The 26,122-nt window shown below is 30.8% G+C and carries 15 protein-coding genes, 1 pseudogene and 1 CRISPR repeat array; of the genes and pseudogenes, 1 reads left to right on the top strand and 15 read right to left on the bottom strand.

Annotated elements, in window-relative coordinates; genetic code table 11:
- Positions 1-48: 48 nt before the first annotated feature.
- Complete coding sequence (locus tag G9F71_RS07255) at positions 49-966, bottom strand: metal ABC transporter substrate-binding protein (protein WP_164951331.1); 918 nt, start codon at positions 964-966, stop codon at positions 49-51.
- 447 nt (positions 967-1,413) lie between these two features.
- Here G9F71_RS07255 and G9F71_RS07250 point away from each other — a divergent pair, with 447 nt between their 5' ends.
- Positions 1,414-2,613 (top strand): hypothetical protein, encoded by a 1,200-nt coding sequence (locus G9F71_RS07250; protein ID WP_164951330.1) that lies wholly within the window; start codon positions 1,414-1,416, stop codon positions 2,611-2,613.
- An 86-nt stretch (positions 2,614-2,699) separates the two neighbouring features.
- On the opposite strand, the gene serS is transcribed toward G9F71_RS07250, so the two are convergent.
- The 14 genes and pseudogenes from serS to G9F71_RS27750 form a co-directional block, all read right to left on the bottom strand.
- Positions 2,700-3,974: a serine--tRNA ligase gene (gene serS, locus G9F71_RS07245; RefSeq protein ID WP_164951329.1), complete on the bottom strand. Its 1,275-nt coding sequence runs from the start codon at positions 3,972-3,974 to the stop codon at positions 2,700-2,702.
- 1,048 nt (positions 3,975-5,022) lie between these two features.
- Positions 5,023-6,144, bottom strand: coding sequence for a 4-hydroxybutyrate dehydrogenase (locus G9F71_RS07240; protein ID WP_164947822.1), 1,122 nt, complete (start codon positions 6,142-6,144; stop codon positions 5,023-5,025).
- A 23-nt stretch (positions 6,145-6,167) separates the two neighbouring features.
- Complete coding sequence (locus G9F71_RS07235) at positions 6,168-7,844, bottom strand: methyl-accepting chemotaxis protein (protein WP_164951328.1); 1,677 nt, start codon at positions 7,842-7,844, stop codon at positions 6,168-6,170.
- Positions 7,845-8,274: 430 nt separating this feature from the next.
- Positions 8,275-13,963: a CRISPR direct-repeat array (repeat unit 37 nt; unit sequence GTTTCAATCTCCAATGGAGCTTAATGTCTTTAGGAAT).
- 165 nt (positions 13,964-14,128) lie between these two features.
- Positions 14,129-14,401 (bottom strand): CRISPR-associated endonuclease Cas2, encoded by a 273-nt coding sequence (gene cas2 / locus G9F71_RS07230; protein WP_164951327.1) that lies wholly within the window; start codon positions 14,399-14,401, stop codon positions 14,129-14,131.
- Positions 14,402-14,418: 17 nt separating this feature from the next.
- Complete coding sequence (gene cas1 / locus G9F71_RS07225) at positions 14,419-15,450, bottom strand: CRISPR-associated endonuclease Cas1 (protein WP_164951326.1); 1,032 nt, start codon at positions 15,448-15,450, stop codon at positions 14,419-14,421.
- Positions 15,451-15,455: 5 nt separating this feature from the next.
- A complete protein-coding gene (cas4, locus tag G9F71_RS07220) occupies positions 15,456-16,076 on the bottom strand; it encodes a CRISPR-associated protein Cas4 (RefSeq protein WP_164951325.1) in 621 nt (206 codons plus the stop codon).
- Positions 16,055-16,816 carry a CRISPR-associated endoribonuclease Cas6 gene (cas6, locus tag G9F71_RS07215; protein ID WP_164951324.1) on the bottom strand — a complete coding sequence of 254 codons (762 nt, stop codon included), beginning with the start codon at positions 16,814-16,816 and terminating at the stop codon, positions 16,055-16,057. Before cas6 ends, cas4 begins: the two co-directional genes overlap by 22 nt.
- 104 nt (positions 16,817-16,920) lie before the next feature.
- On the bottom strand, positions 16,921-19,290 hold the full coding sequence (cas3, locus tag G9F71_RS07210; RefSeq protein WP_164951323.1) for a type I-D CRISPR-associated helicase Cas3': 2,370 nt from the start codon (positions 19,288-19,290) through the stop codon (positions 16,921-16,923).
- Positions 19,287-19,946: a type I-D CRISPR-associated protein Cas5/Csc1 gene (gene cas5d, locus G9F71_RS07205; RefSeq protein WP_164951322.1), complete on the bottom strand. Its 660-nt coding sequence runs from the start codon at positions 19,944-19,946 to the stop codon at positions 19,287-19,289. Before cas5d ends, cas3 begins: the two co-directional genes overlap by 4 nt.
- A 2-nt stretch (positions 19,947-19,948) precedes the next feature.
- Positions 19,949-20,923 carry a type I-D CRISPR-associated protein Cas7/Csc2 gene (gene cas7d / locus G9F71_RS07200; RefSeq protein WP_202017982.1) on the bottom strand — a complete coding sequence of 325 codons (975 nt, stop codon included), beginning with the start codon at positions 20,921-20,923 and terminating at the stop codon, positions 19,949-19,951.
- 2 nt (positions 20,924-20,925) lie between these two features.
- The gene (cas10d, locus tag G9F71_RS07195) at positions 20,926-23,973 is read right to left on the bottom strand and encodes a type I-D CRISPR-associated protein Cas10d/Csc3 (protein WP_164951321.1); all 3,048 of its coding nucleotides are present in this window, start codon (positions 23,971-23,973) and stop codon (positions 20,926-20,928) included.
- A 140-nt stretch (positions 23,974-24,113) separates the two neighbouring features.
- On the bottom strand, positions 24,114-25,103 hold the full coding sequence (locus G9F71_RS07190; protein WP_164951320.1) for a helix-turn-helix transcriptional regulator: 990 nt from the start codon (positions 25,101-25,103) through the stop codon (positions 24,114-24,116).
- A 466-nt stretch (positions 25,104-25,569) separates the two neighbouring features.
- Positions 25,570-25,891, bottom strand: a pseudogene (locus G9F71_RS07185) (RNA-guided endonuclease TnpB family protein); the annotation flags it as partial.
- Between the two features lie 47 nt (positions 25,892-25,938).
- Positions 25,939-26,025 carry a helix-turn-helix domain-containing protein gene (locus tag G9F71_RS27750; RefSeq protein ID WP_164951415.1) on the bottom strand — a complete coding sequence of 29 codons (87 nt, stop codon included), beginning with the start codon at positions 26,023-26,025 and terminating at the stop codon, positions 25,939-25,941.
- Positions 26,026-26,122: the final 97 nt, after the last annotated feature.

Here is a 26,122-nt window from a genome sequence, read left to right as displayed (position 1 = left end):
TGTTACTATTTGTCATTTTATTACCACTTATTAATTTATTATTATTTATCATTTTAATGCCTCTTCCAATATTTTTAAATTACTGTTCATTATATTAATATACGCGTCTGCATCCATAGGTCCTGTAACGCCTGGATCAAGGGTATAAACCTTAGAACCTGATTCTTTTGCAATAGTTTCAACAGCTTTAAGAGGATATTGTGGTTCTGCAAACAATGCTTTTACTTTTAGTTTTTTCACCTGCTCAACAGTCTCTTGCAACTCCTTTGCACTTGGAGCAGAACCAGGTTCACGTTCAATAACTCCTACTATGTTAAGATTAAATTCCTTGGCAAAATACGGAAATGCCTCGTGGAAAGTAACTATGTCACGATTTTTAATATTATCCAATGACTTGTGCATTTTATCTCTTTGAGCCTCAAGTTTCACTACATATGCATCAGTATTTTCTTTGTACTTTTGTGCATTAGTAGGATCTATTGTAGCTAGCTGCTGTCCTATATTTTTCACTTGAGTTATACCATTAGAAATACTTACCCATAAATGTGGGTTGTATCCCTCGTCCCCCTCACCTTTAATCAATTTTATTCCTTTGCTTGAATCAATAACTTTAAGCTTAGGCATTTGCTTTGTTACCTTATCCATAAATGATTCCATATCTGCACCATTAGTTACAAACACCTGGGAAGCATCTAGTGTTTTCATATCATCAGTAGTAATTGAATAATCATGAAGACATCCTGTAGTGGGTTTTGTCATATTTATAACTTTTACATTTGGAATATCCTTAGCCACATTTAATGAAAATATGTACATAGGATAGAAGGAGGTTGCAACCGTCAATGTTTTTTTATTATTTGCACCAGCACCAGCTGATACCTCATTGTTTTTTTGCGTCGTACATCCACTAAAAAGCATTACAGATACAATCATTAGTGATGTTAGTTTAGCCCTTATATTTTTCATTTTTTATTCACCCTTTCGTTAAATGCAAATCATTTGCATCTAAGCATCTTTTATATTATAGTATTACTGATAATAATTTGCAACTTTAATTTTAATTAACTATTATCTAAAATTCAAAAAAGTTTTTCCTTATTTCTAGGCAGGTTATTATGAAGTTTAAAATCTACATTTCACTTTTTACATACCAATTAATTACTCTGAATTCTTTTAATAACTTATAAAATAATCCGTTGCAAATGATTTGCATTCGCATTTATATAATACATGTAAATCCAATCTTTGTCAATAATATAAACTGCATATTTATTATAAAATACATATTTTTTGTATAAAGTAAAAATCACACATAATAGTTTGTGTATTCTTAGTGATTATATTATACTATATGCAGTTGAGCTTATTTTTAAAATAGCACAATTTTATAAAAGGTACTAGGGAGGGTTAACTATGGATATCGTAGATGTACTAAATCAAATAAATAAGATAGGTGAAGATACAAAAGATAAAATTGCTCCTTTTCAAGTATTAAAAAAGTTTAAAAGTGGAAGGTCTGCTGCGGGAGTATATATGGTTGAATACGGCAGTGCTAATAGAGTAGGTATTTTAAAGGTAACTAAAAGCAATGAAGGAAAAGTATTTCAAAAAGCTTACGCACTAGCTGTAGAAAACAATATGCAAAAGTATATAGCTAAACTCATATCTAGTTATAAAATTCAAGACAAAAGCAAAGCTACATTTTATGTCAACTTATATGATTTAGCTGGGGATGATATATACAATAGTATGACATTTTTGGATAAGGTTCTAAATGAAGATGAGCTTAAAGATACTATAATTTCAACAATAACTAAGTTTTTATTTACTTGGAACAAAGAGCATGTTAAACAAAACATGTCTCCAATAGATATAGTTAAAAATGAACTTTCATATAGATATATGGACAGTAAATATATAAAATCTTTTGAATCAATAGGGATAGACAAAAATATAAAATGGATATCTTTAGATGGAACAGACATATTACTACCTAATCCATATTATTATTTTAATAATGAAAATGTTTGGAATAATTTAAAGGTAATTTGTCTTACCTCCTATGCACATGGAGATTTTCAAGGAGATAATATTATAATTACTGAAAATAAGCCTATTATAATTGATTTTTGTGACTTACTAGAGGATTGTAATGTTTTCCACGATTTAAGATATCTTGAGTCCATAACCATTGGCGATTGTTTAGAAATTGATAAAGAGTCAGATAGGGAATTATGGAGTAAGGTATGTGAAAGCTTAAGTGCTGAAATAACAGACGTAGAGCTTCCTCAAGGAAAAGGGATGACTCTTTTAAGACAACTTATAAGCAAGCTTCGAGAAAACGTTAAGTTAATAGTTTGCGATAGTCGTAATAGTTTATATGATCCATCCTTCCATCTAGCAGGCATGGCTTGTGGATTAATTAATATGAGAAAATACCCAACTGTGAACAAGAAAAAGGCAGCTTTTATATATGCAGCCTTTAACTTAAAAAACTTTCTCAAAGATGAAGCTGTTAATATGTATGACCCTAAATTAGATTCATGTATGATTTTTAATTGGAAGAATCAAAAAATCGGAAATCAGCTAGTAGTTTTAGAGCCAACTAAATAACATAAAATGAGTAACCGAAATTTGAAATGATTTCTGGGGAATGTAGCTAGATTTGTGTAAATAAATCTAGCTACATTCCCCTTTTTCTATAATTTTTCTTTCCCCATCCACTTTCTTAATACTTCTGGGACAATAATGCTTCCATCTTCTTGCTGCATTTGTTCTACTATCGCAGGAAGTAATCTACTTGTAGCTAGACCAGATGCATTTAGAGTATGAACATACTCTGTATTTTTGCTTCCATTTCTTTTAAACCGAATCATTCCCCGTCTTGCTTGATAATCCCGAGCATTTGATGCTGAACTTACTTCTTTATACTCATTCATGCTAGGAATCCATATTTCAATATCATAAGTCCTTGCCATAGATGCACTGCAATCTTTTGCAGCTAATTTAGTCACGCGATAATGAAGTCCTAATCCTTGAACAAGCTTCTCTGCCTTACCCAAAAGTTCTTCGAAAGCAGCATCCGAATCTTCTGGCTTTGTATATTGAAACATTTCTACCTTATTAAATTGGTGTCCTCTAATCATTCCTCTTTCTGATGCTCTGTAGCTTCCTGCTTCCACCCGATAACAAGGGGTATATGAAAAATATTTTTTTGGAAGTTCCTCTTCCTTTAGAATTTCATCTCTATGCAAATTAATTAATGCAGTTTCAGAGGTTGGAAGTAAAAATTGACTATTTTCATTGTTTTTATTATCAGTAACCTTAAAAACTTCATCCTGAAATTTAGGAAACTGACCTGCTGTTAATCCACACCGGTATGATAAAATATGTGGAGGTAAAATAAACTCATACCCATCCTTTATATGTTCTTCTATAAAATAATTAAGAAGTGCCCATTCAAGCATAGCACCATCACCCTTATAAATCCAAAAACCATTTCCTGCAAGCTTTACGCCTCTTTCATAATCTATTAAATTATGCATTGTTACAAGCTCTACATGATCTCTCGGAATAAATTTAAAATCAGGTTTTTTACCCCACTCCCTTATCACCTTATTATTTTCCTTTCCTCCAGCCACTACATCATTATCTGGTAAATTAGGTAAGGCCTCTAAGAAGGTATTTATTTTTTCTCCAAGTGGCGTCAATCTATCCTCGAGCATCTTTATGTTACTTGAAACCTCTTTCATTTCCAAATAATAAATTTCAATATTTTCACCCTTTCTTTTAAGTTCCGGTATTTCTTTAGACACTTTATTTTTTTTATTTTTTAAGATATCAATGTCAAATATTAATTTTCTTCTTTCTGCATCCCATTGAAGTAGCTCATCAAAATCAATATTATCCATGCGCTTAGAAAGTGCCTCTTTAACCATTTGGGTGTTTTCTCTAATTAAATTCAAATCTAACATAATATAATACCTCCTTAATATATTTTCAATAGCTTAGACATTGTAGTTAATATTTTTTTAAAACAAAAAACTCCCATCTCTATAAAACTATAGAGACGGGAGCTAAACTCTCGCGGTGCCACTCAATTTGTCATATGTAAATATGACCACTTTATTGTGAGATAAAGGACACAAACCTTTCTCGATTTAGCTTATTGCTATGGAATCGGAGGGATTATATTGCACACTGATTTTCACCAACCACCAGCTCTCTTAATTGCTATAATAATCTTAATTTCCATAATTGCTAAAATATATTAACATATTTTAAATCTGCAAAGCTATTCTTTAAGATATAATATCATTAAATGTAAAAAAAGTAAAGAATCTATATTAGATATCAGAGCTGAAGCATGAAAAAACTAATTTAATTTAATGTTTTTTTTCGTGAAAACGTCATTCATCAACACAAATAGAATTTTTTATGATATAATTAAAAGTTATGTATTAATTATGAATACATACATATATCATTTAAGTAAATACATGTAAATAATTCTCTTATTTTGCGAGAAAACACTGCACTTAAAGACCGAATTTGTAATTTTAAACCATTGTATTAAGGTGTAAATTTTTTATATATTAAAGTCTCCACGAAAAAGTTTTTTTAATAACTCATTACAATCGTTGAAATTACTAGGTTTCAAATTTCATGCTTCAGCTCTGATTAGATATCAGAGCTGAAGCATGAAAAAACTAATTTAATTTAATGTTTTTTTTCGTGAAAACGTCATTCATCAACACAAATAGAATTTTTTATGATATAATTAAAAGTTATGTATTAATTATGAATACATACATATATCATTTAAGTAAATACATGTAAATAATTCTCTTATTTTGCGAGAAAACACTGCACTTAAAGACCGAATTTGTAATTTTAAACCATTGTATTAAGGTGTAAATTTTTTATATATTAAAGTCTCCACGAAAAAGTTTTTTTAATAACTCATTACAATCGTTGAAATTACTAGGTTTCAAATTTCATGCTTCAGCTCTGATTAGATATCTAATATTTATATAAATCTTTATATATTTTCTTAATATCCTCTAGGGTCATTTCAACATAATTATTTTGAAGTAATCTTCCTTGAGTTTCTATAACACTTTGACTAAATATTTCTATTTCTTCTTCCTTCATGCCATACTCATTTAGGCTCTTCCTTACTATTAGATTATTTAATAGCTCTTCCAATGCTTCATAAGCTTTTTTCTCTGGCACATTAAGAATATCAGCTATAAATTGATTAACTCTCTTGATTTTACCATTTGGATTACTTTTATTATAAAATTTAAACACTTCTATAAAGAATGCATAATTTGCTTCACCATGAGGCACATGATATTTTCCTCCTAAGGGATATGAAAGTGCATGTACAGCACCAACTCCTGCATTTCCAAATGCTATACCAGCATAGTTACTCCCTATAAGAAAGTCTTCTATTAGCTCTTTTCTATAATCTACCCCTTTTTCTATTATAGCCTTATAACCATTTATTATTATCTTAATAGCCTCAAAACTAAACATTTCGGTATAAGTATTTGCTTTAGGGGATACTAATGACTCTATAGCATGTATAAGCGCATCTATTGAGCTATATACAAAGAATTCATAAGGAAGTTCCTCTACAAGTTCAGGTATTAAAACTGCATAATCAGCATATAGCTCGTCTGCAGCAAGACCCATTTTTGTACCTTTTGATTTTATTTCTGTAATTGATATATTTGTAACTTCACTTCCTGTTCCACAGGTTGTAGGAACTATTATAAGCTTCTTTTCCTTTATTACAGGTATCTTTCTTTCAAAAAGCTCTTTAGTTGTTGTTACGTCCTTTAGTATTAATATTTTGGCAATATCTATTATAGAACCCCCACCTATTGCAACAACTCTATCTATTTTCTTGTACTTTATTTCTCCTATTATTTTATCTATTATATCATCTGAAGGTTCTTGGATATTGTAATCTCCTTTAAATATATAGTTACAGTTTATATTTAATTTTTCAAGGAATTTGTCATATAAAAATTTGTTAGTGAATATTAAGTCCTTTTCTCCCAGTTTAAATTCATTAGCAAACTCTAAGCAATTACTGAATTTATATATTTGTGGTTTTAATTCTAAAAGTTTCATTGTTACCTCCCCGTGTTTCTTAATCATATTTTAAACTTTTGCACCATTTCATTAAGCTTTTGAGCAAGTCCCGCTTGACTTTGTGCAATCATCGCTACCTGTTTTGTAGCTTTCGTAGTATCATCCATACTCTCTTTTATTGTTTCAGCATGTTCATTGGATTCTTGTGAGGATTGTGCCATATTCTGTACTGCTTCGCTTACTTGACCTACTGTAGCTGTAATTTCTTCTGACATAGCCGCAATTTCCTCAGCCATTCTGCTTGCAAAATCAGAGTCATTATAATACTGATTTCCTGTTTCACCATATGCATCAAATTGTACCTGTATATCCTTGTTAATAAATTCTAATATATCACTGCCAGTACTAGTACTACTTTTAAATGCACCCTGAACTCTTATAATTGTATCTTGAATACTTGTTACTGCCTGGGATGATTTTTCTGCAAGTTTTCTAACCTCATCAGCAACCACTGCAAATCCTCTTCCCTGTTCACCAGCTCTCGCTGCTTCTATAGCGGCATTTAATGCAAGTAAGTTAGTCTGTTCCGCAATAGTTGCTATGGTATTTGCCATAACCTTGATACTATCTACTACCTTACCATCCTCAATAGCTATTAGCATCTTATCTTTCTTTTCGGCGTACAATTTCTGAGTATCTTCTATGGCTTTTTCACTGCTTTTTTTAACCTCTGTAGCCCTTTCTTTTGCTATATTTGCATTATTACTTCCATCCATAGCCTTTTGAGAAAGCTCGTTAATGCTTGAATCTACTTCTTCTATGGATGCACTTATTTCCTCAGTTGCTGCACTTGAGTCTTGCATTCCATTTGCAATATTCTTAACAGCATTGTCTACTGTTACAATTGTTGATGTTAATTCCTCCATGGTTGTTGAAAGTTCCTCTGAGGATGTTGTAAGAGTCTGGGAATTATCCATAATCCCTTTTATCAAATGAGAAACTCCATTTCGCATATCGGATAATGAATTTGCTATTTTGCCTATTTCATCTTGCCTTTTTGTAAGTTCATTGATCTCCTGGCTATCAGTAAAATCAAATTTACCGATTTTATCAATTCCCGTTACCATCTTGTTAAGTGGTGCAAGTGCTCTGCCAAAAATAAACATAAGCAAGATACTAATTATTATAAGTGAAACAATAGATATTATAGATTGAATAAGCAATGTTTTATTTGCAACCTCTGTTATACCTGCTTCTGGTATACCAATATCAAGTGTTCCCATTAATTTTTCATTTTTGTATACCGGTACCATAATGTCATATGTCCAATTTTTTTGAACATCAGCATAAAATCTTGAGGTTTTTATATTTCCATTCTTTGCTCCGTCTATAGTATAATCATCATCATAAACTTTTCCTATTTTCATACTATCACTGTGAGCTATAGCTTTGACATTGGTATCTAATATAGCTATGTAAGTAATATTGCTTTGCTTTGCCTTGTTAACAACAAAGCTTTGTAAATCTTCAATATTACTGTCTTTTGTGTCTAATATGGTTTTCACCTGATAAGAAATCTCCTTTGCTGTTTCCAATGATTTACTTAGTAAAACAGTTTTCATCTCATTTTTTATGAGAAGACTTACAACAAATGTACTTAGTAATAATACCGCAAAGAAAATAGCTAAAGTTATAAAAACTAACTTCCCCTTTAATGTCTTTGATTTTTCATTTTTCATTTGTATCACTCCTTTAATATAAAAAAATTGAATCCCAAGCTTAACAGTTACATTCTTAAAACGAAACAGTCTTGCTAAAAATCCATTATTCTACTATGGCATTACAATCCATAACTACCTATTCTATCATAAACTATTGGAAATTTAAACTATTGGAAAGATTGACCACAGGTAACCATATTTTTTTAGCGTCTTAATATATATTTCCAACCAGGGCTAGGTAAAGAGTGAATCTGGTGCTGTTAAAATCGTCATAATTTCATTAAAAGATATACCTAAAACAAGCCCTGCAGTATTTAAATACATCTAATGTTAAGGTTCAACACAACAATTCCAAGCCCAAGCAACTCAATTACAACAATTTAAATACAAGGAGCTTAATGTCTTTAGGAATTTAAACTTTCCTCCATGTTTTTAAGCGCTAATTTATGTTTCAATCTCCAATGGAGCTTAATGTCTTTAGGAATGTATTTACTCCCGTTAGGAGCTAATACGGTGCATGTGTTTCAATCTCCAATGGAGCTTAATGTCTTTAGGAATTTATTCTAAGTCCTGTTTAACTTAATAATCATTGAAGTTTCAATCTCCAATGGAGCTTAATGTCTTTAGGAATATTTAAAATAGCTAATGAAGATGTTGAAAAATACAAAGGTTTCAATCTCCAATGGAGCTTAATGTCTTTAGGAATTATATTGATTTAGCCTTAAATCTTAAATATCATAAGTTTCAATCTCCAATGGAGCTTAATGTCTTTAGGAATTAATATTACCACTATACACAGTTAATAATTATATTGGGTTTCAATCTCCAATGGAGCTTAATGTCTTTAGGAATTTTCATTTTATCTATACTATGGTCTTTGTCTGCTTTAGTTTCAATCTCCAATGGAGCTTAATGTCTTTAGGAATAGTATTAAGTTAGGCTCGTGTAATTCTCTGTAGACATGTTTCAATCTCCAATGGAGCTTAATGTCTTTAGGAATAAAATACGAAGTTTTAGCCTACATTCCCGACTTTCAAGTTTCAATCTCCAATGGAGCTTAATGTCTTTAGGAATCCATACTCCCATTCTTTACGAACTCTTTTCTTTAAGTTTCAATCTCCAATGGAGCTTAATGTCTTTAGGAATTATCCATAGCGAATTTTACAACTCTATCGTTTTTATGTTTCAATCTCCAATGGAGCTTAATGTCTTTAGGAATCGGTTATTGCAGAAAGTGTAGAAGGCGAAAAGCCCAAGTTTCAATCTCCAATGGAGCTTAATGTCTTTAGGAATATATAGAACTAAGACAAAGATACTGGGAGAAGATTAGAGTTTCAATCTCCAATGGAGCTTAATGTCTTTAGGAATTAAATACTCCTAATCAAATTATAGACAAAGTTCTTAAGTTTCAATCTCCAATGGAGCTTAATGTCTTTAGGAATCAGAAAGTAGCAGTCCCTATGGTAGCAACTACTGAGTTTCAATCTCCAATGGAGCTTAATGTCTTTAGGAATTTTTAATACCTGCATCACCCATAGCACGTGAAACTAGGTTTCAATCTCCAATGGAGCTTAATGTCTTTAGGAATTCTTTCCACTTGGCACTTGCTCTATTACCTAACCAAGTTTCAATCTCCAATGGAGCTTAATGTCTTTAGGAATCTGGGTTGTGATCTCCTATCAAACAAAAATCCTCAAGTTTCAATCTCCAATGGAGCTTAATGTCTTTAGGAATATCTTCCATAAGTTCTTGGTTTAAATCTTTTTCCATAGTTTCAATCTCCAATGGAGCTTAATGTCTTTAGGAATAAATACATTTAACATTTCTGACATGGCATATTCATATGGTTTCAATCTCCAATGGAGCTTAATGTCTTTAGGAATTTATCATCATATGTCCTATATGCGGTGAAACTTTAGTTTCAATCTCCAATGGAGCTTAATGTCTTTAGGAATAGTGTAGAAGTTCCCGAGAATGTTGCGGAAATATTGTTTCAATCTCCAATGGAGCTTAATGTCTTTAGGAATCCCAAATTTCTAATGCAAAAGAATCGGATAGCGAGTTTCAATCTCCAATGGAGCTTAATGTCTTTAGGAATATGTATTCTTTAGATTTAATCAGTAAGTTGTTTTCTAGTTTCAATCTCCAATGGAGCTTAATGTCTTTAGGAATAAATCAATGTGATGATGTGATATTTATTTCAGATTGTTTCAATCTCCAATGGAGCTTAATGTCTTTAGGAATACTTAATGCTACTGATGTAATTACAGTAGAAAATGAAGTTTCAATCTCCAATGGAGCTTAATGTCTTTAGGAATATGTCTAAATCATTTGGCAACATTCCAGTTTCAATTGTTTCAATCTCCAATGGAGCTTAATGTCTTTAGGAATAATACAAACCCAAAAGGTATGAAAGGAGGATATTATGGGTTTCAATCTCCAATGGAGCTTAATGTCTTTAGGAATTAAAGCCATTCACTTGTGCTTCCCCAATTACCATGAGTTTCAATCTCCAATGGAGCTTAATGTCTTTAGGAATAGAGGGTTTTACCCCCCTTGACTAAGCACCTTTCTTGTTTCAATCTCCAATGGAGCTTAATGTCTTTAGGAATCTTCTGTAGACTCTAAGGTTTCAACTAATTTTGTTAGTTTCAATCTCCAATGGAGCTTAATGTCTTTAGGAATACACTGCACAGAACACACGTACCAAGTCCTGCCATTGTTTCAATCTCCAATGGAGCTTAATGTCTTTAGGAATAAATTCAAGTTGATATTCATGCCCAACTTTAAATTTGTTTCAATCTCCAATGGAGCTTAATGTCTTTAGGAATATCCTTACCTTCAGTAGTCACGAATTGAGCTCTAGTGTTTCAATCTCCAATGGAGCTTAATGTCTTTAGGAATCCAGTATAATAAATAAGTATTTTGTTACCTTGCATATGTTTCAATCTCCAATGGAGCTTAATGTCTTTAGGAATCTTACACCAGTAGTAGTTGCTAAGGTACCAGTAGAGTTTCAATCTCCAATGGAGCTTAATGTCTTTAGGAATCTATTATCATTACTCATACACGCAATACCTCATTTGTGTTTCAATCTCCAATGGAGCTTAATGTCTTTAGGAATTATAATTGCCTTGTAGTCTGTTTTAACTCCTCCGCGTTTCAATCTCCAATGGAGCTTAATGTCTTTAGGAATCAGAAGCTACAAAAGGTATTGCACAAGATGGACAAGGTTTCAATCTCCAATGGAGCTTAATGTCTTTAGGAATGGAATGAAAGCATAACTATTATAGAATCATGCCAAAGTTTCAATCTCCAATGGAGCTTAATGTCTTTAGGAATGCTAATGCAATCGTAGATGGCATTGTGGGACTAGTGTTTCAATCTCCAATGGAGCTTAATGTCTTTAGGAATAAAGCTAAATATACACCCGAGAATGTACAATATATGTTTCAATCTCCAATGGAGCTTAATGTCTTTAGGAATAGATGTTAAAGTTGGGTAGGAGGCGGTTTGTATTGTGTTTCAATCTCCAATGGAGCTTAATGTCTTTAGGAATCAAAGAAGCAGTAAAATTTATGGATAGAAAAGCAATGTTTCAATCTCCAATGGAGCTTAATGTCTTTAGGAATCAAATCACAGGGCATTTGATAATTATACATATGTAAGTTTCAATCTCCAATGGAGCTTAATGTCTTTAGGAATACATTATCAAATGAGGAGATACTAGACCCCTCTTATGTTTCAATCTCCAATGGAGCTTAATGTCTTTAGGAATAAAAGGTGTAGTTGATAAAATAGTTAGCATGAATAAAGTTTCAATCTCCAATGGAGCTTAATGTCTTTAGGAATTTCTACGGGAGCAGAAAGATTTAGTTATTGGGGCGTAGGTTTCAATCTCCAATGGAGCTTAATGTCTTTAGGAATTTACCACCTGCAGTTATCAATGCAATAGATATATTAAGTTTCAATCTCCAATGGAGCTTAATGTCTTTAGGAATGCACGGAAGTGTATACGTATGGTGGTAAACAAACAGGTTTCAATCTCCAATGGAGCTTAATGTCTTTAGGAATCCCAATTTTTAGACAACACCAAACTGGAATTCCTACAGTTTCAATCTCCAATGGAGCTTAATGTCTTTAGGAATCAAATAGCTTACAAGGTGGTCAACAGAAGTGCTCAATGTTTCAATCTCCAATGGAGCTTAATGTCTTTAGGAATACAAATGCAACAATGGACACAACTAATATAAGGCCTGTTTCAATCTCCAATGGAGCTTAATGTCTTTAGGAATAAAGTTCGCTTACTGTAGCTATAGGGTTAGAACCTCAAGTTTCAATCTCCAATGGAGCTTAATGTCTTTAGGAATCAATGTAGGCGATGTTATGTATGATTCTATATTACATGTTTCAATCTCCAATGGAGCTTAATGTCTTTAGGAATCTACGGTATATCACGTGATGAAGTTCCACATATCCGCGTTTCAATCTCCAATGGAGCTTAATGTCTTTAGGAATCTACTGCACCACATATCTGAAAAGTGAAGTAACATTTGTGTTTCAATCTCCAATGGAGCTTAATGTCTTTAGGAATCAAACTATTCAATAGAATAATAGACTATTTTATAAGTTTCAATCTCCAATGGAGCTTAATGTCTTTAGGAATGAATTAATGGTTGTGCAGTAAGCTATATCTTTCCAGTTTCAATCTCCAATGGAGCTTAATGTCTTTAGGAATGCTAGCTGCAATTAATTTTACTAATACAACTATTTTGTTTCAATCTCCAATGGAGCTTAATGTCTTTAGGAATAATTATCTTAATAGTTTAGATGAAAGTACACGCAAAGTTTCAATCTCCAATGGAGCTTAATGTCTTTAGGAATACTCTTAATATAATTTGCAGAAGTTTCACTCTCAATGTTTCAATCTCCAATGGAGCTTAATGTCTTTAGGAATAAGACACTACTGCATTTGCAGTTATACGATTTTTATTTAGTTTCAATCTCCAATGGAGCTTAATGTCTTTAGGAATTAGTTTTGGCATTAAAGATATAAAAGTAGATGGCCAAGTTTCAATCTCCAATGGAGCTTAATGTCTTTAGGAATGGCTGGTCTACTTCTGGGAATGTTCTATATGGCGCTGTTTCAATCTCCAATGGAGCTTAATGTCTTTAGGAATCTTCTATATTTTTAATTTCTTCTATATTTGCACTTATGTTTCAATCTCCAATGGAGCTTAATGTCTTTAGGAATATTAAAAATTATGGTGGAAATCAATTAGCATATATCAGTTTCAATCTCCAATGGAGCTTAATGTCTTTAGGAATCATATAGTATAACCTTTTTAATAATGTCTTTCTTCAGTTTCAATCTCCAATGGAGCTTAATGTCTTTAGGAATCAAGAAGGCTAAAAATGCTAAGTAAAAATACATTTAAGTTTCAATCTCCAATGGAGCTTAATGTCTTTAGGAATACTGCATTATCTGTTTTTTCTCCACCAATAGCAGTGTTTCAATCTCCAATGGAGCTTAATGTCTTTAGGAATCAAATTGGATATTGGGTTCAATGTATTTATAATCACCTGTTTCAATCTCCAATGGAGCTTAATGTCTTTAGGAATCTTTTGATAACACACTTAATAAGCTTAAACCCACGCCTGTTTCAATCTCCAATGGAGCTTAATGTCTTTAGGAATTTGTAGGCATCCTATGCCCTAACTTCTTGTAGTCGGTAGTTTCAATCTCCAATGGAGCTTAATGTCTTTAGGAATCAAATTGGATATTGGGTTCAATGTATTTATAATCACCTGTTTCAATCTCCAATGGAGCTTAATGTCTTTAGGAATCAAATACATTTTCGGTTGGCAAGCTCGTGCCAGCAGGTTTCAATCTCCAATGGAGCTTAATGTCTTTAGGAATCAGTTTGAATTTTAGTGCCCTCTGTGCTTATATCTGTTTCAATCTCCAATGGAGCTTAATGTCTTTAGGAATTTAAAGACTAATAGAGAGTTAGGGCTAGAGGTTAGTGTTTCAATCTCCAATGGAGCTTAATGTCTTTAGGAATGCAGAGTATGTTACGCAGTTTGAAGAAATGGAACAGTTTCAATCTCCAATGGAGCTTAATGTCTTTAGGAATCGCTCGCGTTTTACCCCTTGAAACCACTGGTTTCAGACCCCATTATTCGCAAAGTATCATTTTTTCATAAAAACATAGAACAAATATTATAGTAAATCCCGCCAAAATGGCTATTTACAAGCATCGCCAGGGTCCCGTGTTTTTCGTTACACATAAGCTTGCGATTTAATAAATCATGTTTTTAACATCAATTGGTGCAAATATGCCTTTTCTTATAATTTTAGATTCACAAGATGAGCATATAGGGTACACCATAATACTGTCACCTAGTTCTATCTTGATTTTTTTAATTTTATATTCAAGTTCAATATATTTTTTACCATCTAAATCACATTCAAAAACACTATATTGGTTTCTAGCACCATAATTTTTTAACATCTTATGAAGTCTAGTTCTTTTTTTATCATTAACTATATCATAACTAACTAAATATATCATATCACATTCCCTTCCTTTTATCTAATTAAAAATGGTACATATTCAAGCTCTTCCATCAAGGCCTTACTGAATAATCTTGCTTGCATGTGAAAGCATTGTTGATATGTAGTTTTATACTTAAATAAAGGATGATATATTTCATCATATTTTTTCCCTTCATATGCTTCAAGGAATTTTTTAATAGCTTTTTTACTCATTTTCACTTCGCCCAAAACCGTTTCGAAATCATCCTCTTTAAGTATTTTATTATTGACTATACTAAGCACTAACCTATCTACAAACAAAGACCTAAATTCCTCCATTAAATCAAGCGCTAGTGACGGTCTTCCATATCTCAATCTATGGAGATATCCTATATTTGGGTCAAGACCTACACTTGATACTGCTGAAGAAATTTCATTTGCAAGCAATACATATCCAAAACTTAACATAGCATTTATAGGATCTTTAGGTGGTCTTTTATTACGGGTTTCAAAAGTGAAATCGCCCTTTATCATTTCCGAAAAAACAGAAAAATATACTGCTGCTGCTCTGCCTTCTATCCCTCTTATAGAATCTACATTATCTTGGTCTTCAAGACGTTTTTCAAGTCTATTCAGTTCATCTATAGCTCCCCTAAAAGCTTCACTTTTTTCTTTACCACGATTACTTTTCATAAGTGTAGTTCTACTATTTTTAATTTTCCCAGATACAAATACTCTAGCGAACTTCACAGAACCATTGTCTATATCTATATGATTTTCATACTGCTTTAATCTCACGATAACATTTTTTGATACATCACCTTCCATTCGTGCTATAAATTTCCACCACTCTGTTAAGTAGCATAAGGTTATCTTATTTTCAGCAAATAGCCTTATAGTTGAAGCTGTAACCGTTACTTGTCCAAATATAACAACTTGCTTTATTTTAAATATAGGTACATCAATTAAAAGCTCTTTGGCCTTATATAGCTTTAATCTTTCATCCTCTTTTCTCAATGTAGTGTATTGCTGCGTTACATAAAGAGTACTCAATTCATCATCTCCTACTAATGTATTATCTATCAAATATTTTACTCCTCTCGTGAATTTTTCATAGCCTTAAGTATATTCCTCTCCTTCGGCAAACATATATTATTTATGCTACAATATTTACATCTATTGTCATCCACGCCCTCAGGTATCTTCATTGAATTATATAATCTTCTTATATCCTCAATGGCATTAATAATTTCTTCTTTAAGTTTATCAGTTATCTTAAATTCCACTCTCTCCTTTGAACCAACATAATAAATGTAACCTTTAGTTACTGGTCTCTTAAGCTTTTCTTCTAATAGCATAGCTTGTAATGCCATTTGGTACTTATCATTTTTCCACAGGCCCTTTTTACCCTTCTTATATTCAACTGGATAAATTTCATCACCATTCTCTTCTACTGTATCAACCTTAAGCACTACACCATACATATCCGAAATAAGCTTAGCACTTTTATATATAACCTTGCCGCGTCTTTCTTCTTCACCAAACTCATCCACATTTTCATGAACTTGGTCACCAAGTATGGTATGCACATTACTTTCAAATTCATTTTGAATATATTCATAATAACAACGCCTCGGACAATAAAGATAAGTATTAACAGCACTGGCTTCTATATAAAAAGAATCTTTATCTATTTCTTCAACACTATACATTGCCCCATCCCCATTCCTGTTTTGTAACCTATACCTACATATGATGCCAAAGCAAACAGTTTTTCTAGATTTTTCTGAACTTCTTCATCCGGAAATTTCAAATTTAAATTAACCTTTCCTTTAAAGCCGGTTATATCAAATTTCTTATATTTTGCTACCTCCGTATTAATGTTAAGTCCTTCTACTACAACGTATTTTTCAAGCTGCTCAATAATCTCATCATTCAAAAGTTCACTACTAAAAATCTCACTATAACTCTTGTTCAAGCTTTTAAATATCCTTTTAGGACTTGGAAGTGGTGAGTTTACTGGATTTATTCTAAAAGCTGTTGGACTTATAAAGCTCATTGTTCCTCTCTTAACTCTACCTTGTTCTAAAACTTCTTCATCTATAATCTTAAAGTGTACCTCCTCTATTAAAAGCTCTGCCTCTCCATAATTAACACTTTTATTTTTCCTAATAAATTCAAACAATCCCTTATGCATTTCATCAGTAAATAAAGCTATATTGACTTTTAATAAAGAATATTTACTAAAACATTTGTTGTTAGAATTTTCTTCGCAAAATATAGGGGATATAGAAAAAGATTGCTTGCTTGGCTGCTCATGATATTGTGTTGAAATTTCCTCATTATATTCCTTTAATATCTTGAAAAATATACCGTGCCATATTCTAGCTGTATCAATTGTATTTTCTATTTTTTCCGTATTTCTAAAACATATAGTATAATAATTTAACATTTTACCCTCCAATTAGGCACATGAAAATAAATAACAAGTCAAATATACTATCCTAACTACTTATTTATTTTAATGTGCTTTATATTAATCATACTGAACTCCCATTACCATATAAAAGAATCTTCTTTTACAGCATTATTCCTAATTTTCACAACCTCACTATCCACAATGATACTATTGGTCCCTGTTATTACTAAATATTCCTTCTCACTTTCCGAAAACTGAACATTTAATTTCTGAAGAAATATAGGCTGATTTTTTATTATTTTTCTGATTTTGTACTCTTCCTTTGACTCCTGTGATATCGTGTATATTGGTATATAACTTTCTTTGAATGCTTTAGTTATTTTTTCCGGAAAAACTACTCTTTCTCTTCCTATCGTTGTATATTCATATCCAATTAAAATGAGATTATTTATAGCTTCAACTTTACTTGTATATTTTTCCTCAAAATCACTTTGTTCACCATAAAATCCATATTCCCAAGTGATTTCTATTGCATTTTCTCTAATTCCATTAACTATTATAAAAACGTCTATATTATCTACTCCATTTATTTCTTGTTCATAATCACTAAGTTTTATTTTGGCTGCTTTCTCAAAGGTTCCCTTACTTTCATACCATTCAATATCATAATATCGCATCAAATGAAATATATCATATACAAATATTCGATGTTCCTGCCCAAATTTATAATACTTATCAAAAACTAGAGCAGGCTTACAGATATCAGACCCTCTAAAATTAAGTAAAGACTTTGTTTTAGTTATTTCTGAATTTATATAATGAATCATATCTTTTTCCGCATCTAATTTTAAAACTTTTATATCTTCTTCTGAAAAATCATCAAGCATTGAGTCATCTATAAATTCTTCATCTTTTTCATCTTCTTCATCTTCTTCATCTGGACAATAATTTTTATAAAAATCAATAAATAGCTTATTATCGATGCTTTCTACTGCTTCTTTTTTTTCACTTGACTTTTCATATTCATTTATAAATATACATTGCTTTTGATACTTGTTTATTTTTGCTGACAAGCTTTTAAAACTTGCCTTGCTCTTTGGTGCAAATACTGATATCACCATATTAAATATATTTTCTACAATATGTTTACTCTGCTGTGCCATCTTTCTATATATTTCCTTCATTGGAAAACACAATTCTAATATACCGTTACTCTCTATGTATTTTTTCATTATATTTCGCTCTGGCATAGCTTCTTTTATAAGTTTTTTAAGTTCAAGTCTTGATATCACTCCAGTTTCTTCTTTAAAAGCTTCATATATAGCATCAGCAACACATAATACAACCTTACTTCTCTCATTTTGAATTTTCTTACCAAGTATTCTTCCTGCTCTACCTAGTCTCTGTAGCGCTTGATCACAGGTACTCGCTTCTGTTATTACTTCATCAATATTTTGTCCTTCCTTATTTTCTTTTTTAAAATTATACCCTATATCAACTGTTGGTGTTGCCAATATAAGATGTTTTTCTACAGCTTTTTTCCTCTCTTTTGACTTTATAGCCCCCGTAATAACCCCTATATTATCCTTGTTAATCCCACTGTTAATAAGCTGTTCCTTTATCTTATTAACTATATATATTGACTGACTTATAACCACAACATCATCCTTAAATGTATTGTCTTTATATAGTTCACTAACAACTTCCTCTAAACTCTGGTTCGTAACATATAAATCTAGCTCCGAAAGAGTTTTTAATTTTTCATAATCTTCACTTTCTAAATTTTCATTTTCATTAGATATTATTTTATATTCGATACCCCCACGTTTTAAATATTGCTCTACCAGTTCATCTGGAGTAGCTGTCAGTATGCACATTTTTCTACCATGTTCGAAATAATTAAATTTCTTAGATAAAAGCATAAAAAACAAGAAATTAGCTAACTGCTTAGAGTTATAATAATGAAACTCATCAATAACTATATAATTAAATTTTTTAATTATAATATCCATTAAGTTACCCTTATCTAAGTTCCCATAAAGCGAATAAAAACAATAATAAAAAATATCTGGATTGACCACTACTATTATAGGTCTTTTACCATCATACTCTATATCCTCTATACAAAGTTCCTCTCTAAATTGTAGTGGATTACTAAGTACTTCATATAGGGTGGCCCCCTTTCTATGGCCCTCACGCAACTTTTCTATGACAGCCGCATCAATCTTTACAACTATATGTGGTAAATTGTTTTTTGTAACAAATTCTTTTATATCCTCTGAATGTTGTCTTAGAAGTTCATTGGTAGGTGCTATGAACAATGTATCTACATCTGGATTTTCCTTTATATATAACAAAGATGCTATAGTTTTTCCAGCACCTGTTGGATAAGTATTGAATACAACTGAATTGCTCATGAGCTCATCAAGTGTTCTTTTTTGATGGTATAAATAAGGAGATGAGGGAGCTTTTTTCAAAGACTCCCCTTTTACAGTATAATGCTTCATATATTACCTCCAAGTTTTACATTACAAGGGTAAAATATTTCACCCGCATTTGTTTTTATCTGATACATTTTACCTTCCCCCCTCAAATTTTTGAGGAGAGAAACAGGATGCATGTTTATAAGGTCAAACCCTTTAACGTTAAAATCTTCACTTAAATCCACCGAATTAACTAATCCATAGCACTGTTTATCACTGCTATCAATAGCAAATTCGCATTTTTCATAACTAACCTTAACTTTACCAAGAAATTTCCCAAGACGAATATAACTAACTTTTTTAAGCGCGTCCTTAGAAAATATCAAACCCTCAGCCTTATTACCTACAGATAAAGCTTTTATTTTTCCAACTTGAGGATAATTAGACAAAGCTCTTTCCATCTTGTGATAATATTGATCCGATAAAGCATTAAATGTAGATATACTGTATTTAGGTTCTTTTATATAAGCTGGTGTAATATACAATCCCCTATTATTGACTAATTTGAAGTCTTCTTCATAACTGATATAGTTTTGATTATATTTAGATCTACACCACCCCATAGCATAAGTAAGCGCATAGTTACCAATAAAAGGCTTAGTTGAGAATAACGTATCTATTTCCTGACTTGAAAAAAACACTTCTTCCATAAATTCTAAGGTGTATTTATAAATTTCCATTACTATTCGCCATACTGCTTTGATTGTTCTTTAAATAAATCTGCTGCTTTTTCCTCTCCATCCTCTTGGTAAACACTTTTTATGTATTCTAGTAAAGTGCTTAGTTCTACCTCATTAAGCTCTGTAACATTACCAAATACACCTTTTTTCAACTCTTCAAAGGATTGTTTTGCATATTCCTTAACTTTGCTTGTTTCAAGAGGAAACTCTATTTCCGAAGCTACAGCTAACTTATCATACACACTTTGAGTTAATTCAAGGTTTGAAAAAAGCTCACAATCTGAAAAAGCTACCTTTAATATTGTATTATTCATCTTACCTATTCTACTAGAAATAGCACCATATCTCTTACTTCTAAGTACATTAGATAAACCATATATAAATTCAATAAAAGTTACATCTTTAAAAGTTATCATATCCATAAATACTGTTCCTGGTTTAATATATTCATCCTCATTTATTGATGATGAAGCATTACCCTTTTCATCCCTCATAGTTCCATTATCATAAAGAGCATTAAAAGTTTTAACACCAGTTACCATATTGAAAGGTAGTATAGAATAAGCATTATCATATATCATTCTTGATTTTTGTGCACCACCATCTCCTACTGCATATCCATTAGTTTTGCAATCTAAACATTTTCCACAAGGAGTATTCTTATTTAACGCACATAAACTCTTATCCTTAGTAGTAAATAACAAATCATTAAGCCTTAAATACTCTCTACCTGTCCTTCTTTCCACTGCACATTGCTTTCTTTTACTTATAATTGCTCTAAAATCCTTTACCTTATTTTCCATTCCCAGTGAAACTCTTTCCTTATTTAAGCCTTCTCCAGAACCTTCTGTCCTAAAAACACACTCCGATTGAGCTTCTCTTAATACAGCTATTGTAATATATTTTCCCTCTGGAAAATGTGTATATTTCTCCATGAAATTATTTTCTTTGCCCTTAATTATATCTTCTCTTTTCATAATTATTCTTCACTCCCATTTTTATTTGATTTAGTCATTGCTAGTCTATAGTAATAGCTATAAGTAGATAATATTCTTTTCTTTTCATTTTCAAGGTTATATATCTTACCACCTAGTTCCTCACCTAGAATTTTATTCATAAATAAATCTACATACTTTTCTATTTCCTCATTCCTTTTATTTTTATATTTCTTATAAGAAGGGTCAATTCTTTCAAAATATTTTTGGATTTCTCTTTTACAAAAGGCTGTTATATCTTCTTCACTTGCATCTGTATCTATATTCTTGTTCGATCTACATAATATATCAATAATTATATTAAGAGGTTTGTTTATAGAATTATCCTTTATATCTCCTCCAGTTATATTTCCCCTTATATGATTTTCATTAGCAAATAGGGCTAAATCTTTAATATTTGACACTAATTTTTCACCATCCTCCACATAACTTAAAATTCCATCTACAAATTTATCAATATCTTTTATCTTAGAATTAAGATTATATTTTTTTTGACTTTTCTTTTGTAAACTCTGTAGCTTTTTATATATACAATATATAAAGCTTATTCGCCCCTTCGCCACAGCTTTTAATGAATCATAAACTATATCCGATTTCTCTCCCAAGGTCTTAGCCATTGTGAATAAATTTATAAATAATTTTATTGTACCTAGGCACTCATCCTTAGTCCAACTTTTTTCAAATATATTCTTAAAGAGTACTGGAACATCCCCCACATATATTTCTTCCATTTCACTTTGATTTAATATAGGCACTGGAAACTCACTTATAACTATTTTCGAATCAAAGTATACATTGAAAGTTAATGCATAAAGCAAGGTTGAAATCCATTTTGACGTTTCATTATCGCTTTTAACTAAATGTATAGGCAAAATGAAATAATTTGTTAATGTCTCTGCATAATTTGGTATAGCTATACCATTTACCTTTGCTTCTGTAAAAAGTGGTTCTATTTCATCTACATTTTCAGTAGCACCTGCTAGAAATGTACTATATTCATTAAAATAAATTGAACCTATATCCTTGCTTCTAAATTCATTAATACTCTCTCTAAATGCCTTAATGTAGGACTTTGTATTAAATCCTCTAGGAAGTATACTTAAATATCTTCGACTTACTTCCATATTTGATTTATAAGTAACTTTATGAAGTAGGTACTCTATATTGCATATAGAGCAGATATTCCTTTTAGGCTCTCTAGCACCTGCATTTATTTTATTAGAAAAGTTCTGTATTTTTAGCTTATATGGCACATTAACTGCCATCCAATTGCTTGTTTCATACTCACTGCTACATAAACAGCATTTGCTACTTTTCTTCTCCGCATAGCTCTTTAATGCATTTTCTTTTTTAAATACATTGTTATTATCGAAGGATAGGATTATATTTTTACCAATATAATCCTTTAAATCAGTCCACATAACATCTTCTTCTTTATTTTCTTGATTTAAAAGCTTATCTTCCAGGTATTTTATTATCCTGTTTGTTAATTCTTCGTCCCGCCCTTTATATTCAGCATATATCATCTGACCTAAAACATAAGGTCTTATATATAAGCCTTCAAACACATCTAGATAATCCCTATCTGCTTCTGAAATATTAAAAAACTCATATAGTTCAACCCAACTTAATAAAGGACTGGTACAAACGTGTTCCTTTAAAAAATTATAAAAGGATCTTATTAATTCTGAAAATCTAAGCTTGTCTTCATTTGCTTCTATAAAATATTCTTCTGTGAACTTTCTATCCAAAATACTTTTCCCTGTTTTTTGCTCCTTTAATGAAGAAAGCCTTTCTTTTAAATCCTTATTGAACTTACTTAAAATTTTCTTATCCGTTGTAGTCTCTATATCTACTTTTAATTTTGCAACAAGTTCCTCAAACTCTTCTAATTTTTCACCAGAATATAGCTCTGTATACTTTTCAACAAGCGCCTTAATAATCTTGTTTTTCTTATCAACATCTGGAAGCTTTGATCTCTCACACCTATTTTTAATTTCATAAATTATGTTTTCTACTGAAGTAATACCTAAGCATTTTTCATCAACCTGTATACCTGATTGAGCATTTTTTATATATACTTTAAAATCACTGAAAATTTTACTTTTAATAGACTTAACACAGTTAAAAGCTAGAATATCTTTATCTTTTTCACCGAAAACGATTTCTTTATCCGGAGCTAAATAAAGAACTCCCTCTTTATAATAAGCAACATCAACAAATCCTTTTTCTTGCAAAAATTTAACCACAGTATTGTGACATATATTGGTAAGTATTCCTCTGTCTTCACTTATAATATGAGTGATTAGTTTATATTGTTTACCCTTGTATTTTGTTGCATTATTAACATTGTTTAAAAATTGTCTTTTTTTCTCTTTTTCCTCCATAGTCTTGGATAAATCTAAGACATCCAAAGCTCTAATTATAGATTTTAAAATTTTAATTTTTTCATCTCCAAGTTTGTATCTTTCTGGATTACAAATTAGATTTTCAGCAAAAGAACTGAGATGTGCTGAATGCTCACCTATTATAGCTCGAATGTCCTCGATATATTCCATATATTGCGGGAAGAAATCTTCAATATTTAATGCCTCACATTCTTTTAATATATTGGCATACTCTCCCTTATTATTTTGTTCTGATATAATTCTTAAATATGACTTTTCACTGTGTTCTTCTAATTTATTAAGATCATGTATTGTTACAGCAACAATTAATACTCTTAATTCTAATTCATTTATTGGTAAAATACTTTTAATACTATCTAGAACCCCTATCATATCAAGAACATGACTGTACAATGTTTGGTTTTTTTTCATTCCATATTGAACTATTTTTTTATACTTGCTTAATTTTTTGTTTACTATTTTTTCATAATATTCATTAAAGATACCTGTCTCTTTCAATGAAGCTAATCTTAATTTAAGGAACTCTTTCAATTTACTACTAATACTCTCACCCTCTTTCTTTAATTTGTCACAAAGCTTTATATACGCACTGTAATATTTTTCATATTTTTCATTTTTGACCATATTAATATTTATTTTCTATATTTGCTTTGTTAATTACATTATACTCCTACTTAACTATAAATTACAATATAAAAAATAAAAGTTATAAAGAACCACCACGACAGTATATATGTCGCTATGCTTTTTACAACTTTTAAATTTCAATCATATAACCTCATTGCCCTATTTAATTCATCTTTTATTACATCCTTTAACCACATTGGTTTAATAACCTTAGCTTCACTTCCAAAGCTTAAAATCCATTTTTTAAATTCTATCTGTGAGGATGTTGTCCCTTTAAATATAATAGTGCCTTCCTTATACTCAACTATCTCTTGATTCTCGCAGCATTTTCTTTCCCTAACATTATGAACTGCCCTACCAGAAAATAAAATCTCAAAATCAAAGGGTTCTTTTGAATTTTCAACTTCCCAAGTATATTTATAATATTCTTTTAAATCAAATTCATCTGGAATACTATAATATCCATCATCTAGTGAACATTCTGTCATCCTATCTATTCTAAGCATTAAAACTTTATCTACTTTATGACAATAAGCATTAATGTAATAGGTTTCCTTTGCTAAACAAAAACCATAAACATCTATTACCCTATAATCATGATTTTTCTTAGCCTTATACTTAATTCTAATACTACGTCTTTTAGTAAACGCTTCAAGTAATAACATAAATATTTCATAGCTGCTATAACTACAATCACTTATAATTTCGTATCTTCTTTTAACCACAAGATTTTCCTTTATACTATCTAGTAAATCCTTATCTTTTGGTGATACTAACTGTTCTATCTTTTCAAGCACCTCATTTATGAGCTTTAAATCTCTACCAAATGCACTAAAAGATATTAGAGAAATATAAATCATATTTATTTTTTCCTTTGGTAAATAAAAAGGTAAATATCCATCATCTGTATTTAAATAATATTTCGCTCCATCTCTCCTTATAGGCAAATCACTTTCTTCTATGTCTTTTACATATCTTTCACAAGTTCTTTGATTTTTTCCAACTAGCTCTGCCATTTCTTTTGTTGAGATCTTTGTTCCTTTTAATAATTCGTATATAATATAAGTCATTGCATTTCTTTTTTCTGTTTTACTAGATATATTTTTATTGTTCATCTTTACTAACATATTCCCCCCCCCAGTACAGTTTTTAAATCTGCATCGTTTTCTCATATATATTTTTTTCTTCTCGTGTTTTTATATATTTAACTGTCACACAAATTATAATTTAGAAATCAAACTTTAATATCCATGATACTCGTTCCATCACTTTATAACAATATACATATTATCATTTATATACTCACATAGTTTATTTAAACCCTTTTGATTTATTTTTCACTCCTACTATCCATCTCACCAGCCTCTAATTGGCTAGCAAATCAATTAATATTTTTATGTCTTTATTTTCACCTATAATTGGATATTTTAAACACTTGAGCAACCTTAAATAACTATATTCTTTGCCCTCATATATCTACTAACTCTACTGTATTACTTTACATAGAAAAAAACACCCCCTTGGATGATATAATTCTTTCTTAATTGTATCATCCAATGGAGTGCAATTTAACTTAGTCTCTGCTCTTTTTTAATTCTTCATCATACCTTTAATATTAAGTGTTTCTATAACAACTCTTGATGGCTTGGTTTCCACTATCATATTCGTTGCTTTTCGATTATGGTTACTTCTTATATTTGCTAATTTTCTGTGAAGTAACTTAATCTGTTTTTCGATTTTTATAGCATTACTTGTTTTGACAAACTTACTCCCTTCGTTATTTTTTAGGTATTTGCGAGATACCCTACGTTGTAATCTATGTAGCTAGTTGCTCTTTTTCTATTCCAACTGATATATACCAGTACATTCCATCAAAACTTATTCTTGGATTAGAGTATTTACAATTCATAGGTATTTAACTTTTCTTTGTATTTATCCACCCACCTTTAACAGCCTATTTATCTACATTATTAGATACTTCATTAAGCAAATTAATTTCTGTTCTTGCTTTTTAGTTGGGTATAATCTAACTTTCTTCCCCAGTATCATTTTCTATTTGTCTTATAAAATTATGTCTCTATTATATATTATCATATTATTTTTATCTTATATATTTAAATGTTCTAAATTTTATTTAAAATAAAAT

It is taken from the genome of Clostridium sp. FP2 (assembly GCF_011065955.2).
GTDB classification, from domain to species: domain Bacteria; phylum Bacillota; class Clostridia; order Clostridiales; family Clostridiaceae; genus Clostridium_AD; species Clostridium_AD tagluense.
Note: the sequence above shows the minus strand (reverse complement) of the source record. Positions and strands in the feature narration are given on the sequence as shown.